Annotated in this window: 16 protein-coding genes; 8 read left to right on the top strand and 8 right to left on the bottom strand. The window is 61.5% G+C overall.

All coding sequences use genetic code 11. From position 1 onward, the window contains the following. Window positions 1-3 precede the first annotated feature (3 nt). Together AC2CGI_RS12735 and AC2CGI_RS12730 are read right to left on the bottom strand one after the other, a co-directional pair. Window positions 4-1,071, bottom strand: a complete 1,068-nt coding sequence (locus AC2CGI_RS12735) for an oxidoreductase (RefSeq protein ID WP_076740223.1) — start codon at window positions 1,069-1,071, stop codon at window positions 4-6. A gap of 12 nt (window positions 1,072-1,083) precedes the next feature. Continuing rightward, window positions 1,084-1,833 (bottom strand): DeoR/GlpR family DNA-binding transcription regulator, encoded by a 750-nt coding sequence (locus AC2CGI_RS12730; protein ID WP_033645883.1) that lies wholly within the window; start codon window positions 1,831-1,833, stop codon window positions 1,084-1,086. Window positions 1,834-1,975: 142 nt separating this feature from the next. Between AC2CGI_RS12730 and AC2CGI_RS12725 the strand changes: the two genes are divergently transcribed. Next, complete coding sequence (locus AC2CGI_RS12725) at window positions 1,976-2,851, top strand: alpha/beta hydrolase (protein WP_076740224.1); 876 nt, start codon at window positions 1,976-1,978, stop codon at window positions 2,849-2,851. On the opposite strand, the gene AC2CGI_RS12720 is transcribed toward AC2CGI_RS12725, so the two are convergent. Together AC2CGI_RS12720 and AC2CGI_RS12715 are read right to left on the bottom strand one after the other, a co-directional pair. Then, the gene (locus AC2CGI_RS12720; protein ID WP_076740225.1) at window positions 2,778-3,995 is read right to left on the bottom strand and encodes an MFS transporter; all 1,218 of its coding nucleotides are present in this window, start codon (window positions 3,993-3,995) and stop codon (window positions 2,778-2,780) included. The two genes, AC2CGI_RS12725 and AC2CGI_RS12720, sit on opposite strands and share 74 nt — an antisense overlap. Further along, entirely contained in the window at window positions 3,986-5,152 is a 1,167-nt protein-coding gene (locus tag AC2CGI_RS12715; RefSeq protein WP_076740226.1) for a serine hydrolase domain-containing protein, read from the bottom strand. The genes AC2CGI_RS12720 and AC2CGI_RS12715 overlap by 10 nt, the downstream gene beginning before the upstream one ends. Before the next feature lie 121 nt (window positions 5,153-5,273). Here AC2CGI_RS12715 and AC2CGI_RS12710 point away from each other — a divergent pair, with 121 nt between their 5' ends. The 6 genes from AC2CGI_RS12710 to AC2CGI_RS12685 all read left to right on the top strand — a co-directional run bounded on the left by AC2CGI_RS12710 (window position 5,274) and on the right by AC2CGI_RS12685 (window position 11,651). Beyond that, window positions 5,274-6,161, top strand: a complete 888-nt coding sequence (locus AC2CGI_RS12710) for a LysR family transcriptional regulator (protein ID WP_076740227.1) — start codon at window positions 5,274-5,276, stop codon at window positions 6,159-6,161. A gap of 236 nt (window positions 6,162-6,397) precedes the next feature. Continuing rightward, a complete protein-coding gene (locus tag AC2CGI_RS12705; protein ID WP_076740228.1) occupies window positions 6,398-7,702 on the top strand; it encodes an MmgE/PrpD family protein in 1,305 nt (434 codons plus the stop codon). A 19-nt stretch (window positions 7,703-7,721) separates the two neighbouring features. Continuing rightward, window positions 7,722-9,059 carry an LLM class flavin-dependent oxidoreductase gene (locus tag AC2CGI_RS12700; RefSeq protein ID WP_021504570.1) on the top strand — a complete coding sequence of 446 codons (1,338 nt, stop codon included), beginning with the start codon at window positions 7,722-7,724 and terminating at the stop codon, window positions 9,057-9,059. A gap of 17 nt (window positions 9,060-9,076) precedes the next feature. Beyond that, window positions 9,077-9,991: an ABC transporter substrate-binding protein gene (locus AC2CGI_RS12695; RefSeq protein ID WP_021504569.1), complete on the top strand. Its 915-nt coding sequence runs from the start codon at window positions 9,077-9,079 to the stop codon at window positions 9,989-9,991. Then, on the top strand, window positions 9,988-10,893 hold the full coding sequence (locus tag AC2CGI_RS12690) for an amino acid ABC transporter permease (protein WP_015377834.1): 906 nt from the start codon (window positions 9,988-9,990) through the stop codon (window positions 10,891-10,893). Before AC2CGI_RS12695 ends, AC2CGI_RS12690 begins: the two co-directional genes overlap by 4 nt. Beyond that, window positions 10,890-11,651 (top strand): amino acid ABC transporter ATP-binding protein, encoded by a 762-nt coding sequence (locus AC2CGI_RS12685; RefSeq protein WP_004940693.1) that lies wholly within the window; start codon window positions 10,890-10,892, stop codon window positions 11,649-11,651. Before AC2CGI_RS12690 ends, AC2CGI_RS12685 begins: the two co-directional genes overlap by 4 nt. Before the next feature lie 39 nt (window positions 11,652-11,690). Here the strand turns inward: AC2CGI_RS12685 and AC2CGI_RS12680 are convergent, their stop codons facing one another. From AC2CGI_RS12680 to AC2CGI_RS12670, 3 genes are all read right to left on the bottom strand, one after another. Next, a complete protein-coding gene (locus AC2CGI_RS12680) occupies window positions 11,691-11,828 on the bottom strand; it encodes an AcrZ family multidrug efflux pump-associated protein (protein ID WP_004940695.1) in 138 nt (45 codons plus the stop codon). Between the two features lie 193 nt (window positions 11,829-12,021). After that, the gene (locus AC2CGI_RS12675; protein WP_076740229.1) at window positions 12,022-12,492 is read right to left on the bottom strand and encodes an Rrf2 family transcriptional regulator; all 471 of its coding nucleotides are present in this window, start codon (window positions 12,490-12,492) and stop codon (window positions 12,022-12,024) included. A gap of 131 nt (window positions 12,493-12,623) precedes the next feature. Continuing rightward, window positions 12,624-13,019, bottom strand: coding sequence for a DUF427 domain-containing protein (locus tag AC2CGI_RS12670; protein ID WP_015377833.1), 396 nt, complete (start codon window positions 13,017-13,019; stop codon window positions 12,624-12,626). 230 nt (window positions 13,020-13,249) lie between these two features. Here AC2CGI_RS12670 and osmB point away from each other — a divergent pair, with 230 nt between their 5' ends. Continuing rightward, window positions 13,250-13,462, top strand: a complete 213-nt coding sequence (gene osmB, locus AC2CGI_RS12665; RefSeq protein WP_004940700.1) for an osmotically-inducible lipoprotein OsmB — start codon at window positions 13,250-13,252, stop codon at window positions 13,460-13,462. Window positions 13,463-13,615: 153 nt separating this feature from the next. On the opposite strand, the gene AC2CGI_RS12660 is transcribed toward osmB, so the two are convergent. After that, complete coding sequence (locus AC2CGI_RS12660) at window positions 13,616-15,163, bottom strand: methyl-accepting chemotaxis protein (protein ID WP_099982797.1); 1,548 nt, start codon at window positions 15,161-15,163, stop codon at window positions 13,616-13,618. Window positions 15,164-15,336: the final 173 nt, after the last annotated feature.

Genomic DNA, 15,336 nt, shown 5'->3' with positions numbered 1-15,336 from the left:
CCGTTACCAGGCGGCGATTTCCGCCTCGGTGAGCGGCAACGTCTGAGTCACACCGGTTTCCGCCGCCAGGGTGGCCGCTTCCAGCACCGCCATCACCGCCAACGCCTGCGCCGCGGTAACCGGGTTGGCGCCTGCGCCGCGCAACGCATCGCGCACCTGGAAGTAATACTGGCGCTGATCGCCATCCGGCGTCGGCAGCGTGCGCACCGGCTCCGTACCGATAAACAGGCTCATCGCGTCGTCGTCTTTGCCCCACTCCGCCGAACCCGGCGTCACGCCGGCCAGCAGCTGGCTCTCCTGCCCGTCGGCGCGCGCTTTGACCACGCTGCCTTTCTCGCCGTGCACGGTAAAGCGTGAGACGCCGCCCGCCACCAGCATGCTGCCGTGCAGGATCACGCGGTGCGTCGGATAGTTCAGCACCACGTGGGCCCAGTCGTTAATCTGCGCGTTGGGGCGCAACGTGGCGATGTTGGCCTGCACGCTGTGCGGCAAACCGAACAGCTGCAGCGCCTGATCGACCATGTGCGGCCCCAGATCGAACCACAGCCCGCTGCCTGGGAGGTTTTGTTCACGCCAGCGCACCCGTACTTCAGGGCGATAGCGGTCGATATGGGACTCAAAGTGCGTCACCTTACCGATCAGCCCCTGCTCGATCACCTGTTTCACCCCCAGGAAATCGCTGTCCCAGCGACGGTTCTGGAACACCGACAGCAGGCGGCCGTGCTTCTCCGCCGCGGCAATCAGCGCGCGCGCCTGCGCCAAATCCAGCGTAAACGGCTTATCCACCACCACGTGCTTGCCCGCCTCCAGTGCGGCCAGCGCCAGCGGCGCATGGGTGTCGTTCGGCGATGCGATCACCACCAAATCCACCTCCGGCCGGCGGATGGCCTCCAGCGGATCGGCGATCACCTGCGCGTGCGGCAGATCGGCATGTACCTTGGCGGCATCGCGCGAAGCCACCACGCTCAGTTCCAACCCCGGCACCGCGTTAATCAGCGGCGCGTGAAACGCCTTGCCGACAAAGCCGTAGCCAATCAGGGCCACCTGCAACGGTCGAGCGGTATCGTTCATCAGTGTTCTCCTCTAGCGGTCGTCGGCGACGACACAAAGTTCAATCAATGATTGCTCGTCCAGGTTATCCCACGGGCGATCGGTAAACAGGCGTTGGATCTGCGCCAGATCCGCCACGTGATGCGGCTCGCAGCGATCCAGCTTCATATGGTCGGCCACCAGCCAGCGCTCGCCGCTGTTGGCCAGCATGGCGCGTTTGACCTCTGCATCGGCCTCTTCGCCGGCGCTCAGTCCCAGCTGAGGATGCACCGCGCAGGCGCCCAGCAAGGCGATATCCGCACGGTAGCGCGCCAGCAACGCCAGCGTGGCGCTGCCGGCGAACAGCCGCTGGCGCGCATCCCACTGGCCGCCGAGCAAGATCAGATTGATCTCCGGCCTGTCGCTCAGGCACTGCGCGATATCCAGCGAAGCGGTGATCACCGTCGCCGGGCCGCGCAACGCCTGCGCCACCGCCAACAGCGTACTGCCCGCATCCAGCATCAGGGTGCTGCCGGGCGGGATCTGCGCGGCCACCGCGCGGCCAAGCCGCTGCTTGACCTGCGGCAACAGCGCAGCGCGCGCCTGGCGCGGCATGCCGGACGGTTCGAGCGCTATCGCCCCGCCGTGATGTTTCTGCGCCAACCCCTGCCGCTCGAGATCGGCCAAGTCGCGGCGCACGGTATCGACCGAAACACCGATGGCGCTGGCCAATTCCGCCACCGCCGCCTGCCCGCGTTCGCTGAGCAAATCCAGTAAATGGCGCTGTCGTGCCGCTTTGTGCATGAGTTTATTCCGCAGTAGAACGCATAAAACAGCAATATACCGCAAAAAGAAGCAAAAAAGAACGCCCGTCGGCGACGCATTCCGCATCAAACATTAAAAAAGCATTAGGTGGATAATCGAGCGTCACCAACAAGGAGAAGTTATGAAAATCGACCTGATGTTCGACGATACCGCCGCCAGAGCGGTGCAATACAACGCCCGCGCTTCGGTGGAAGATTTTGACGCCTGCATGGCGGAATACGCCGCGCTGGCCCAGCGCGCCAAGGCACAGATGCCCGGCATTTACGATCTGCGTTACGGCATGAGTGCCGCCGAGCGCCTCGATCTGTTCCCGGCTTGCACGCAGCCCGCCCCGCTGCTGATCTTTATTCATGGCGGCTACTGGCATTCGCAGCGCAAAGAGGAAGCCTGTTCGATGGCCGCCGCGTTTGCCCAGCGCGGCGTGGCCGTCGCCACGCTGGAATACACACTGGCGCCAGAAGCGACGCTGGCGGAGATCGTGCACGAGGTGCGCAGCGCCGTCGCCTGGCTTTATCATCACGGGGCGCCGTTCGGCATCGATCCGGCGCGCATTTTCGTCAGCGGCAGTTCGGCCGGCGGCCACCTGTGCGGCATGCTGATCGCCGACGGCTGGCAGCAACGCTATCGCCTGCCGCCCGACGCGATCAAAGGCGCGCTGGCGCTGAGTGGCCTCTACGATCTGCGCCCGCTGTGCGATATCTACATCAACGACTGGCTGCACCTGACGCCCGAACAGGCGCAAACGCTCAGCCCGCTGTTTTTGCTGCCAGCGAAAGAGCATGCGCCGCAGATCCTGCTCGACGTCGGCCAGCGGGAAACGCAAGGCTTCAAAAACCAGACGCAGGCCTATTATGACGCCTGTCTGGCGCGCGGCCTCGACGTTCAGTTGCTGGCCGACCGCCACTGCAATCACTTTACGCTGGTCAACGAGCTGGCCGATGCGGAAAGCGCGATGTTCCGGCAGGTGATGGCGATGATCGACGCAACGCAGCGGTAGTCTGCCGCTGCAACCGCAGCCTGGCGGCGATCGTAATCACCGCCAGCGCGGCGAACAAGGCTCCGCACAGCAGGCTGCCCTGTAGCCCCCACGCGGCGATGAACCAGCCGCCCGCCAGTGAGCCCAGCGCCACGCCCAAATTGATAAAGGCGATATACAGCCCGGTGGCGAACGCCGGCGCCTCGGGGGCTTCGGATGTCAGCCAGATCTGCGTCACGATCAAACCGCTGGTGTGCGCCGCTCCCCAATACAGACAAAGCGCCGTCATCGAACCGATATTCGCGCTGCCGTAGTGATACAGCAGCGCATAAGCCGCAATCAAGGCTAGCGGGTGCAGCAGCACCGTCAGCGCTCGATGGCGGCTCAACCCCTTGCCGGCCAACAGGTTGCCCGCGACGCCGCCCACGCCGAACGCCACCAGAAGAAAGCCGATGGCGGCGGCGCCAATGCCGGCTTCACTGCTGAGGTACTCGGCCGCATAAGCGTAGACGGCGAACATGGCGGCAAAGATCAGCACGCAGGTGATGATATTCAGCCACAGCGTCCCGCTGCGCAGGATCGTCAGCTGTTTGCCATAGCTGAGGCGCTGAACGGCGACGTCGGGCAACCGCATCAGCAATCCCGCCGCTGCCAGGAGATTGACCCAGGCACAGAACCGGAACGAGGCTTCATAGCTGAACTGCCCGGCGATCCATTGCGTCAACGGTATCCCCAACACCATGCCCATGCTGGTGCCGATGAACGCATAGGCGGTTGCTTTGGTGGCCTGATGCGGCGGATAAAGCGCCGCGGCCGCCACCATGGCCAGCGAAAAATAGATCGGATGAAACAACGCCGGCACAATGCGCAGCAACATGAGCATGGCGAAACTGTCCGTCTGAGCGGACAGCGCGCTGGCCGCCGCGAACACGGTCAACGCGATCAACAACATGCGTTTGCGATTGAATCGCGACGCCAGCAGCACCAACAGCGGCCCGAGCAGCGCGATGGTCAGGGCGAAGATCCCGACCAGCCAACCGGCCTGCGCCGTAGAGATGCCATACCGCGCGATGATCTGCGGCAAAATACCCACCACGCCAAACTCGATGCAGTAGACGCCGAACAACCCCAGCGCGATAAAGAAAATCGGTGGCATCAGGCGCATTGTATCGCTCCCGTCGCGGCATAGACCGCCTGACAAATCTCGCCGACAAAAGCGCCGGACATGCCCTCCAGCGCCGTGTTGGTAAACGCGACGACGCTGAGCTGCCGGACAGGATCGACGAACCACGAGTGGCCATAGGTGCCGCCCATTCGCCAGCTGCCAACGGACTCCGGCGTTTGCGCGGCGACGGGATCTTTCAGTACGGTAATGCCGAGGCCGAAACCGCGCCCCGGCCAAAACGGCATCGGCAAATCGCCGATTTGGTTGGTGGTCAGCGCCGTCACCCATTCGGCCGGCAGCACCTGCCCGCCCCCCTGGCGCAACGTTTCCAGCAGGCGCAGGAAATCCTCCGCCGAGCCGACCATGCCGGCGCCGCCGGAGGCGTACGCCTCCGGATCCAGCGCACGCGCCGGCGACAGATGAAAACCGGCGCTGCCATCGATGAACGGTAAACGATCCGGTTGGCGCAAACGGCGCGGCTCGCCGGGATGATCGGCGTAAGCGGCCGCCAAACGTGCGGGATCCACCGCCAGGAAATCGGTATCCGTCATCGCCAGCGCCCCGGTCACCCATTTTTTTACTGCCTGCGTCAGCGGCAGGCCGCTCGCCTGTTCGATCGCCGCGCCCAGGACATCGGTGGCGATGGAATAGCGCCACGCCGCGCCGGGCGGAGCCAGCAAAGGGGCGCAGGCAATACGCCGCACGTTCTCCTGCAGGCTGACAGACGCTTCATCCATGCCGTCGGAGACGCCCAGCTGGGCATAGAATCCCCCTTCCGGCTGGAAAAAGCGGTAGCTTAGTCCGGCGGTGTGGGTCATGAGATGCCGTAGCGTCATCAACGGAGTGGTGCCGTCCGCCAGCCGCGGGCGAAAATTCGGCAGCCAACGGGTGATCGGATCGTCTAACCGCATGGCGCCTTGCGCCATCAATGCCAGCGCCGCCGTGGACACGATCGGTTTGGATACCGAGGCCAGACGAAACAGCGTATTGAGCGCCATCGGCTTGCCCGCTTCGCGATCTGCCATGCCCGCCGCGCGGTGATAAACGATCTCACCGCCCTGCGCCACCAAAACGACCGCGCCAACCAATCGTTTTTCACGCAAGGCTTGCTCTATCGCGCCGTCAATCGCGTTGGCAGAGGATCCGTATTCATTCATTTTTATTACCCCAGGTAGTCAGCCCATGCTGTCGCCACCGAGCATAGAGCGTGGTGATTAACGAAAAAACAGGCTAGATTTCCTTTCATAGCGGACACTCAAGTCCGCAATGGGGCAAGCAATGGATAATCTGTCTGGGGTGAACGTCTTTGTGCAGGCCGCAGAGACGCTGAGTTTCGTAGAGGCCGGGCGCGTGCTCGGCATTTCCGCTTCCGCGGTGGGGAAAAGCATCGCCCGCCTGGAAAATCGGCTGGGCGCGCGTCTGTTCCACCGCAGCACGCGCAGCATGACGCTGACCGCCGAAGGCCGGCTGTTTCTGCACCGCTGCCAGCGCATTCTCGGGGAATTGGCGGCGGCGGAACGGGAAATCAGCGATACGCACAGCGCGCCGCGCGGCAAGCTGCGTGTCAGTTTGCCGCTGGTGGGCGGCCTGCTGAATCCGGTGCTGGCGGAATTTGTCCGGCGTTACCCGGAGATTGAGCTGGAAACCGATTTTTCCGACCGTCGAGTCGCGGTGATCGAAGAAGGGTTCGATGCGGTGATCCGCGTGGGCGATACCGAGGACTCTCGCTTAATGAGCCGCCAACTGGGCACGTTTCACCTACAGCTGGTGGCGGCGCCAGAGTATCTGCGCCGAGCGGGAATACCCCGCCAGCCGGCAGAACTGCGCGATCACGCCTGCCTGTTATACAGATTCCCCACCACCGGCAAAGTCGAGACCTGGCCGGTGGCGGGCGGAGATAAACTGCTCGACGAAGGCCTGGGCAAGCGCACGGTATGCAACACCGTCGACACGCTGATTTACCTGGCGGAACAGGGCCTGGGCATCGCCTGCTTGCCCGATTTCGCGGTGCGAGAGGCGCTGGAGCGACGGCGGCTCCAACCGGTGCTTGGCGACCACTGCCGACACAGTGGCAGTCTCAAAATTCTCTGGCCTTCAAGCAAACATCTTACACCGCGTCTCAGGGCATTTATCGACATCATGAGCGTTCGCCTTTTCTCGACCTGAGTCCTCTATCGTGCTAGAGCAAATACAGCTTTGCTTTGCACAAAAATAGCTAAGGCGCAGCCTGCCAGCAGCTGGCAGCTGCTGCCAGCTGCTCTGACGGCGGCGCAGTGCCGTCGTTATATTCCATTCAGAGATATGGAAGCGCCGTTCGTTCTTTCGGGACAACGAAAATCGCCACACAATACCTTTCACCCCGCACTCGTGCATAACCGTATATAAATTCAGGTGTTAACGCCTTGTCATTACCGATAACCGCCCAATTCGCCCATCTGATATTGAACAGCCAGCCGGATGAAAACGCCCTGTCAGCCGCTCGCCGCGGCGTGAAAGATTACTTCGCCTGCGCGCTGCCGATTGCCCGCGGGGCGTTGAGCGATGCCGGTCTGGCAGCGATCGGTAAGACGTTTCCGCCGAACGGCAGCGAGAACCGCGCACTGCGCTATGGCTATGTCAGCCACGCGTTGGACTTCGATGATTACCATCCTGCGCTGCGTGGCCATCCGAGCACCGTAGTGCTCTCAGCCCTGCTGGCGCTGAACGGTGAGAGTGACGATGTCACTGAGCTGTTAACCGCCTATGTCATCGGCGTAGAGGCCGCTGGCCGGCTGGGATTGGCCGCTGGCACGCAACATTACGTGCTGGGTTTTCACAGCACCGCCACCCTGGGCGCGGTCGCCGCCTGCGCCGCCGTGGCGCGTTATCTGCAGCTTGACCAGCGGCAGACGCAGATTGCTCTGGGCCTGGCGGCCACGCAGGCAGCGGGCCTGCGCAGCCAGTTCGGTTCGGCGGCCAAACCGCTGCATGCCGGGTTGGCGGCACGCAACGCGGTCAACGCCGCTCTGCTGGCTCAGGCCGGTTTCATCGGCCAACCGGAGGGCGTGCTGGACAGCCTGCTGACTTCCCACGGCGGCGGCCGGCAAAAACCGGAATGCCTGACCGCCGGCTGGGGCACGCCCTGGCGCATCCTGCAGCCGGGGCTGGAATTCAAGCGGTACCCGACTTGCGGTGGCACTCACAGCGCGGCCGAGGCGGCGCTCGCCCTGCGCGCGCGGCTGCTGGCACAAGGCGACGTCCTTGCGGAGATCGCACAGGTTGAGGTCAGTTTTCCGCCCGGCGCAGATACTGCGCCCTTTATTCGCCAACCGGCCACCGGTGTGGAAGCGCGCTTTAGCCTCGAATACGTCATCGCCGATGCGCTATACCACGGCGAGGTCCCGCTGACGCATTACGGCGAACAGCCTGTCGATGCGGCTATCGCCGCCCTGGCGGCAAAAGTTGTGCGCCATGTCGATCCCGCAGCCCCGCCGGACGCGCTCGATCCGGAGATGCGCTTCCATCGTCTGACCCTGACGCTGCAGGACGGGAGGCGAATAAGTGACATAGTCACAAGAAAGCAAACCGCCGCCCGGCCGACAGACCTCGACGCCAAGCTGCGCGCCATTCTGCAGCTGCTTCCGGGCCTCGAAGGCGAGAGCGTTATCCGCGACTGCGCGCTTATGTCCCCTGGCGCGCTGCCGCGACTGATTGCATTGTTAAATTAATAATAAAACAGGAATAATTATGAGTACTTCACCTTCAACACCATCGCGCCAACTCCGTCTCGGCCTGTTCGTTCAGGCTCTGGGGCACCACATCGGGGGATGGCGCGCAGAAGGCGCCAGCGGTTCACCGACCGATATCGACTGGTTCACCTGGATCGCAAAAAAAGCCGAAGAAGGCACTTTCGATATGTTCTTCGTCGGCGACGCGTTGGCAACCAGCGTGCACCGCCTGCCCTCGACGATGTCACGCCTGGAGCCGCTGACGCTGCTCGCGGCGCTGGCGGTCAACACCCGCCATATCGGGCTGGCGGCGACCGCCTCCACCACGTTCGATCAACCCTTCCACCTGGCACGCGCCATGGCCTCCATCGACCATATCAGCCACGGCCGCGCCGCCTGGAACGTAGTGACCTCTTTCTCCAGCGATGCGGCGCGCAACTTCAGCCGTGAAGATCTGCCGTCGCACGCCGAACGCTATGAAGTGGCGCGGGAATTCCTCGAGGCCAGCTACAAACTGTGGGACGGCTGGGAAAAAGACGCCATCGTGCGCGACAAGCAAAATGGCGTGTACGCCATCGACGAGAAAATCCACGCCGCCAACCATAAGGGCAAGCATTTCTCGGTGCAGGGCCCGCTGAACATTTCCCGCTCGCCGCAAGGACGGCCGGTGATCATTGAGGCCGGCTCTTCCCCGGCCGGCCAGCAGCTGGCGGCGGAAACCGCCGAAGTGGTGTTCACCGCCGCCGCCAGCCTGGAAGAAGGACAAGCTTTCTACCGCAGTCAGAAAAAATACGTGGCCGACGCCGGCCGCAACCCGGACCACCTGCTGATCCTGCCAGGTGTGATGCCGATTGTCGGGCGTACCAAAGAAGAAGCGCAGGAAACCTGGTATCAGCTGAATCAACTGGTGGATATCGATAACGGCATTGAGCAGCTGTCGGCGCGCTTTGGTTTCGATTTGAGCGATTATCCGCTGGACGGCCCGGTGCCGAACGTGGGCGCCACCGAAGGCGGCCAAAGCCGCGTGAAACTGCTGACCGATCTGGCCGCGCGGGAAAACCTGACGCTGCGTGAGCTGGCGGCCGTCGCGGCCGGTTCGCGCGGCCACCGCGTGGTGGTAGGCACCGCCGAAGAGATCGCCGACGACTTCCAGCTGTGGCTGGAACAGCAAGGCGCAGACGGCTTCAACATCATGCCGGCGGTATTGCCCAACCAGCTGGAACTGTTCGTCGAGCAGGTGATCCCGGAGCTGCGTCGCCGTGGCCTGTTCCGTGAAGAGTATCAGCATGCAACCCTGCGTGAAAACCTGGGTCTGCCGGAACCGGCAATCAACTTCGCTAACGTAAAATCGGCTTAATCCGCAGGGAAATCATGATGAAAACCACATTCAAACGCACCGTACTGTCCCTGCTGTTGGCTTCCTCCACGCTGGCGCCGTTGGCAGCCGGTCATGCCGCTGAAGGCGATGTTCCCTTCAAGGCGGCGCTGAAAGCTGCCGCCGATCCGGCGCTGCACGACAGCCTGCCTGAAGCGATCAAAAAGGCCGGCTACATCGTTGCCGGCACCAACCCGAACACCCCGCCGACCACCTTTTACCAGGCGGACAACAAAACGCTGGCCGGGCGTGAAATCGACGTGATGAGCGCGATTGCCGATCGCCTGGGCGTGGGGATCCACTGGAAGGACACCGGCGGCTTCGACAACATCATCCCCGGCCTGAAGTCCGGCCGTTATGACGTCGCGCTGGCCAACATTGACGCCAACAAAAAGCGCTTCCAACAGGTGGACTTCGTCGGCTATTACCACGCTTCCAAGCTGGCCTTGATCGCCCGCAAAGACGCTGCGCTAGGCCCTTACACCGAGCTGGCGCAGCTGTGCGGCCAGACCGTCGGCGCCGGCGCAGGCACCTCGCAGATCACCCGCCTGCAGCAGGCCAGCGATCAATGCGTCGCCGCCGGCAAGCCGGCCATCACCATGCCGATCTTCCCGGACCGCCCGGCCGGGGTGCAAGCGGTGATCAGCGGCCGCGTACCGATGTTTTTCGGCCCGTATGAAGGGTTGCGCTACCAGGCCACCCACGTTAAACCGCTGACGCTGGCCGGTGATATCAACATTGACGGCACCACGGTGGCCATTGCCCTGCCGAAAGGCTCCGAACTGGTGAAACCGGTGCAGGCAGCGCTGAATTCTCTGATCGCCGACGGCAGTTACCAGAAAATCCTCGACGGCTGGGATATCGGTTTTGGTGCAGTGAAAACCGCCGGCATCAATGAAGAGATCGCCAAATGAGTGGGCAACACCCTGTCGACGACGCGGAACTGAGCATCGTCGGCCATCGGCATTACGGGCGTTGGCTCAGCGCCCTGATTGTGCTGTTGATCGTCGGCGTTATCATCAATTCCATGCTGCACAACCCGCGCTTTGAATGGGCGGTGGTGGCGGAAAACCTCACCGAGGCTTCCATCCTCAACGGCGTGCTCATGACGCTTAAGCTGACGGTGATTTCGGTGGTGTTCGGCTTCGCCGGTGGCGTGCTGCTGGCGCTGATGCGCCTGTCGGCCAATCCGGTATTGGTTGCGGTAAGCTGGTTCTACACCTGGTTCTTCCGTGCGGTGCCGATGCTGGTGCAGCTGTTCCTTTGGTACAACATCGCCGCGCTTTATCCGCGCATCAGCCTGTGGATCCCGTTTCTTGGCGAAGTCGCCAGCGCGCCGACCAATACCCTTATCAGCACCTTCAGCGCGGCGGTGATCGCGCTGGTGATGCATCAGTCGGCCTATGCGGCGGAGATCGTGCGCGCAGGCATCCAAAGCGTCGGCAGCGGCCAGCTGGAAGCCGCCAAAGCGCTGGGATACCGTCGTGGGCAAATCCTGTGGCGCGTGGTATTGCCGCAGGCGATGCGCACCATCCTGCCGCCGGCGGGCAATGAGGTGATCGGGCAGTTGAAAACCACCGCGGTGGTGTCGGTGATTGCCCTGCAGGACGTGCTGTATTCGGCGCAGATCATTTACCAACGCACCTACGAGGTCATCCCGCTGCTGCTGGTCGCCACCCTGTGGTATCTGGCCATGACTTCGATTCTGTCGATTGGCCAATACTACGTGGAGCGCTATTTTGGCCGCGGCACGCAGGCAACGCGCCGCGGCTGGTTCTTCCTCAACCGCAAAGCCCCTCAGGGAGGTGAACAATGAGCGCATCCATCCACATCAACCGGGTGCGGAAATCCTTTTCCGGCACCGACGTGTTGAAAAACATCAGCCTGACCATCCCGGCAGGCTCGGTGACGGTGATCCTCGGCCCTTCCGGCTCCGGCAAATCCACCCTGTTGCGCTGCATCAACCACCTGGAAAAGCTGGACGGCGGCACCATTCGCGTTGGCGAACAGCTGATCGGCTATCGTCAAAAAGGCCGGCATCTGTACGAGCTGAAAGAAGCCGAGGTGGCCGAACAGCGTAAAAGCATCGGCATGGTATTTCAGCAGTTCAACTTGTTTGCGCACCGCACCGTGTTGCAAAACGTCAGCGACGCGCCGCTGCGGGTGAAAAAGGAAAAAAAAGCCGAGGTGCAGGAACGGGCGAAGCAGCTGCTGGCCCGCGTCGGGCTGGAACATCGCATCAACGCCTGGCCGCGAGAACTGTCCGGCGGCCAGCAACAACGCGTCGCCATCGCCCGCGCGCTGGCGATGAACCCGCAGGTGTTACTGTTTGATGAACCGACCTCCGCCCTCGATCCTGAATTGGTTGGCGAAGTGCTGCAGGTGATGAAAGACCTGGCGCATTCGGGCATGACCATGGTGGTGGTCACGCACGAAATCGGCTTCGCCCGCGAAGTGGCCGACCAGATTGTCTTTATGGATCAGGGAAAGGTGGTTGAAACGGGCAGCGTGCAGCAGGTTCTGGATGCGCCGGGACATGAGAGGACGCGCAACTTCCTGGCGACGGTATTGTAGTCCTGCGTCAGGGGGCGTTGCGTCCCCTGACGTTCAAATTCAGCCGTTATTTTTGCGGCCGATAGCGGAAAAGACGTTGAACACTTCACCCAAGCCGTAAATCGCGCCGAGCAAGACGGCCACCATTACCGGCACCAGGACCACCACGGTGGCCAAGCTTTCAAGCATTTCTAACATCGTTCTCTCCTGGTTTATAAGCACAGCGAATCTGCGCCGGAAGAAAAGGTTTCCGGCCAATCGATCGATTATCGTGGGGAGGCAGTCTAAAACGTGAGCCACATCACACTTGATGCGAGCTAATGTAACTTACACAATTACATTAACGCAATGCAAAAAATGCTCTGCGGGAAGACGGAATTGGCGTGGGTTTTTATTGCGTATCCGATTGATATTGCGCTGAACAAGGGACGAAAGGATAGCCGGCTTGCCGCTCGACCTGCCCGGCCATTTCGGCGATGCTGGTTTGCGCCAGGCTGGCCTCCAGCGCGTGACCAACGCGCGCAAACTCTTGCTCCAGCACCGGGGTAATCGCGTGGCCGATATAACACGCATCGTTAGGCCGGGCGCGGTGCAGCATGAAATAGGGTTGATCCTCCACCGCGCGATACACGTCCAGCAGCGAGATCGCTTCTGCCGGCCGCGCCAGCAGCGCCCCGCCGCCTTGCCCCATCTGCGAATAGGTCAGCCCGGCCTCCGCCAGCGCGCCGAGGATCCGCCGCACCACCGTCGGGTTGGTGTTGACGCTGCGCGCGATATCTTCGGAACGCACCGTCTGGCCACGACACAGCGTGATGTTGGTCAGGATATGGATGGCAACGGCAAATCGCGTAGAGGTAGACACCTTGGCACCTGCTCAGAGTTTCGTTTATGTCGGATTAAAACATAAGGAAAGCGTATCAGTTTCCAGTAATACACATAATGAGTAGGGATAAGCGGAATGTCAACCTGCCCCCGCCCGGCGGCGGCGGCAGGTCAGGCTTCAGTACTGATTTCTGTCACTTTGTCGGGATAAAATGCCAGATAATCCTTGATCGCCACCACGGCGTTGTAAGGCATTTCATAGCTCCAGGCCGTATTGGCCCCCTGTGCGCCGTTCATCGCGAAGGTGAAATAACTGCAGTCGCCCTTATACGGGCAGTAGCTGACGTGCTCGTTTTTCTGCAACAGCGCCATCTTCACGTCCTCACGCGGAAAGTAAAACACCGGCGGATAGGTGGCTTCCTGCAGGATGAGCGCATTGCGACTGTCGGCCAGGGTTTTCCCGGCAGCACGCACCACGACCCGCGTCGGATGACGAGTCAAGGTGATCGGGTGATCCGGGCCGGGGATTTTCACCGGTTTGCCGGACGCGGAAACGAGATCGGACATGGCGGCCTCCAGAGTGTGTGCCCCGCCCCCGCGAGGCGTCTTCCCAGTATAGACCAGCGGTTTTGTCGGTGGCCGCACATTCGGCGAGCAATCGCTTTTCACCGCCGCAAAATTAAGAATTTTTACCTGTTCGATTTTCTTTCGGAGGAATACATTCATCCCAACTTCTACCGGTGGGTTAATCGGATTATTTTTAATCCATTAATCAGCCAATTTACCAGGAACTCATTATGAATATTAAACGTGCCGCAGGTGTGTTGGTGGTGGTGATGGCGACGCTTTCCGTTACCGCATGTGGGCATATGTCCAATCGCGATCGCAACACGGCGATCGGCGCGGGCGTCGGCGCGGTCGGCGGCGCAGTGCTGACCGACGGCAGCACGCTGGGCACCCTCGGCGGCGCAGCGCTGGGCGGTATTATCGGCCACCAGACCAGCCGTTAATCCTCCCGTTAAAATAATCTCTGCAGGCCGGCGCTTTTTTAATCCATAAGCGCCGGCCTGTTTTTATTTATCGAAATAACGTCCCTCAGCACAGGGAAATAATGAATAACATTAAGCGCAGCGTTATTATTCATTAACCTGCATCGGAAGTATTTATTGCGCCGGCAGCCTGAAACGCGCCATCGCTTTTTCTAACCGTTCCGACTCGCCCTGCAACAGCTGCGAAGCCTCGGTCACCGCGCTCACCACGGCGCCGGTTTGCTGCGCCACCTGATTCAGCGCGGTGATGCGCGCCGTCACGTCCTGGATGCTCTCCCCTTGATTGAATGACGCCAGCGAGATTTCCCCCATCAGCGCACTGCATTTGTTCACCAGATCGATAATTTTGCGCAGGTTGCCCGTCAGCCGTTCGACCGCCTGCGAACCTTGATCGATTTGCTGCAATGAGCGACCGATCAACTGCTGAATATCGCGCGTCGAATGGCTGCTCTTTTGCGCCAGCAAGCCCACTTCTTTAGCCACGATGGCGAAACCGCGGCCGTGAACGCCGGCGTGCGCGGCCTCGATCGCCGCATTCAACGCCAGAATATGGGTCTGAAACGCCACGCTGTCGATCAGCGCGACAATGCCGCGCATCTCAGCCGATTGGTTGACGATCCCGTGCATCGAAACATTGACGGTTTGCATCATCTGCTCACCGGCGCCGGCGCACTGCCGGGCCTGTTCGGTTCGTTGGCTGGCCTGCTGCGCGTATTGGCCGTTTTCTTCCACCCGCGCCGCCAACTGCTGCACGTGCTCGGTCGCCAACTGCAGTTCCCCGTTCTGCTTCGCCGACTGTGCCGTCAACTGTCGATTGCCGTCCGCCAGCCGCTCGACGCCGTTCAGGATCCCGCTCGCCGCATCGCGCACCTCGCTTACCAGGCGCTGCAGACCGCCCTGCATGTGGCCAATGCTGGTTTGCAGCTGACGCATCTCGCGGTTCAACGCCCGCTCAGGCGGCAGCGGCCGCGAAAGATCGCCGGCGGCCAGCACGTTGAGGTGGACAATTGCCCGCTGCAGCGGCGCTATCACCCAGCGGGCGACGCCGAACCACACCCCCACGGCGATCAGCGCCAGCGCGGCCAATGCGCCAAGCGCAAAGGTATTGGCCTGCTCCAGCGCCGCCAATTGCCGCACGTTGACGTCATTGCCATGCTGTTCGTTCAGCGCCTGATAAGCGAGGTACTTTTCGTTGAAATCCGCCTGAAACGCCTGGATCGGCACGGCGAAAAACGCATCGATGCTGGCGCTGCTTTGCAACCCTTGCGCCTGTTCCTTCAGGCCGTCATAGAACAGGCGATAACTGTCTTTCAGAGCGCCCGCCGCTTCGGGCGCGGCCGCGCTCAAGCGCTCGAACCGGGCAAAGGCCTGCTTTGAAGCCTCCAACGCCGCCAACGATTCATCCAGCAGGCTATGCCAACTGCCGTCGGAGCCGGTGACTTTGTCCTGCAGATAATAGATGCCCGCACGGTTCAGGGTGTCGCTGGCCGTCAGCAGCGACTGTCTGGCGCGATCCATCGTCGCCTGCTGGCGATGCAACCCGTCTCCCGTCACCAGGTTAACCTTGGCGTCGTGCAGAATAGTGGAAATAAATACGGTGGAAAACAATTGCAGCAGAGAAAATAGCGCAATAACGCAAATTACGCCGCCTAATAAGCCCATGCTCTTGCCGATGCCAAACGCGTGCGGCAGCGCTGCCGCAGGTTTTACCCGGCGGCCAAGTGTCAGTTTTATGCTCATGATTTTTAGTCAGTAATGCCAGAATGCCGCGAGTCTAACGCGCATTTATGACACGACTATTTCAGCCTGCTTTGTGTCGCTCCCGCAAACCAGGG

This window comes from Serratia sp. LSHTC3, from assembly GCF_057197125.1.
The sequence above is the reverse complement of the archived record's forward strand: the minus strand, read 5'-3'. Positions and strand labels throughout refer to the sequence as shown.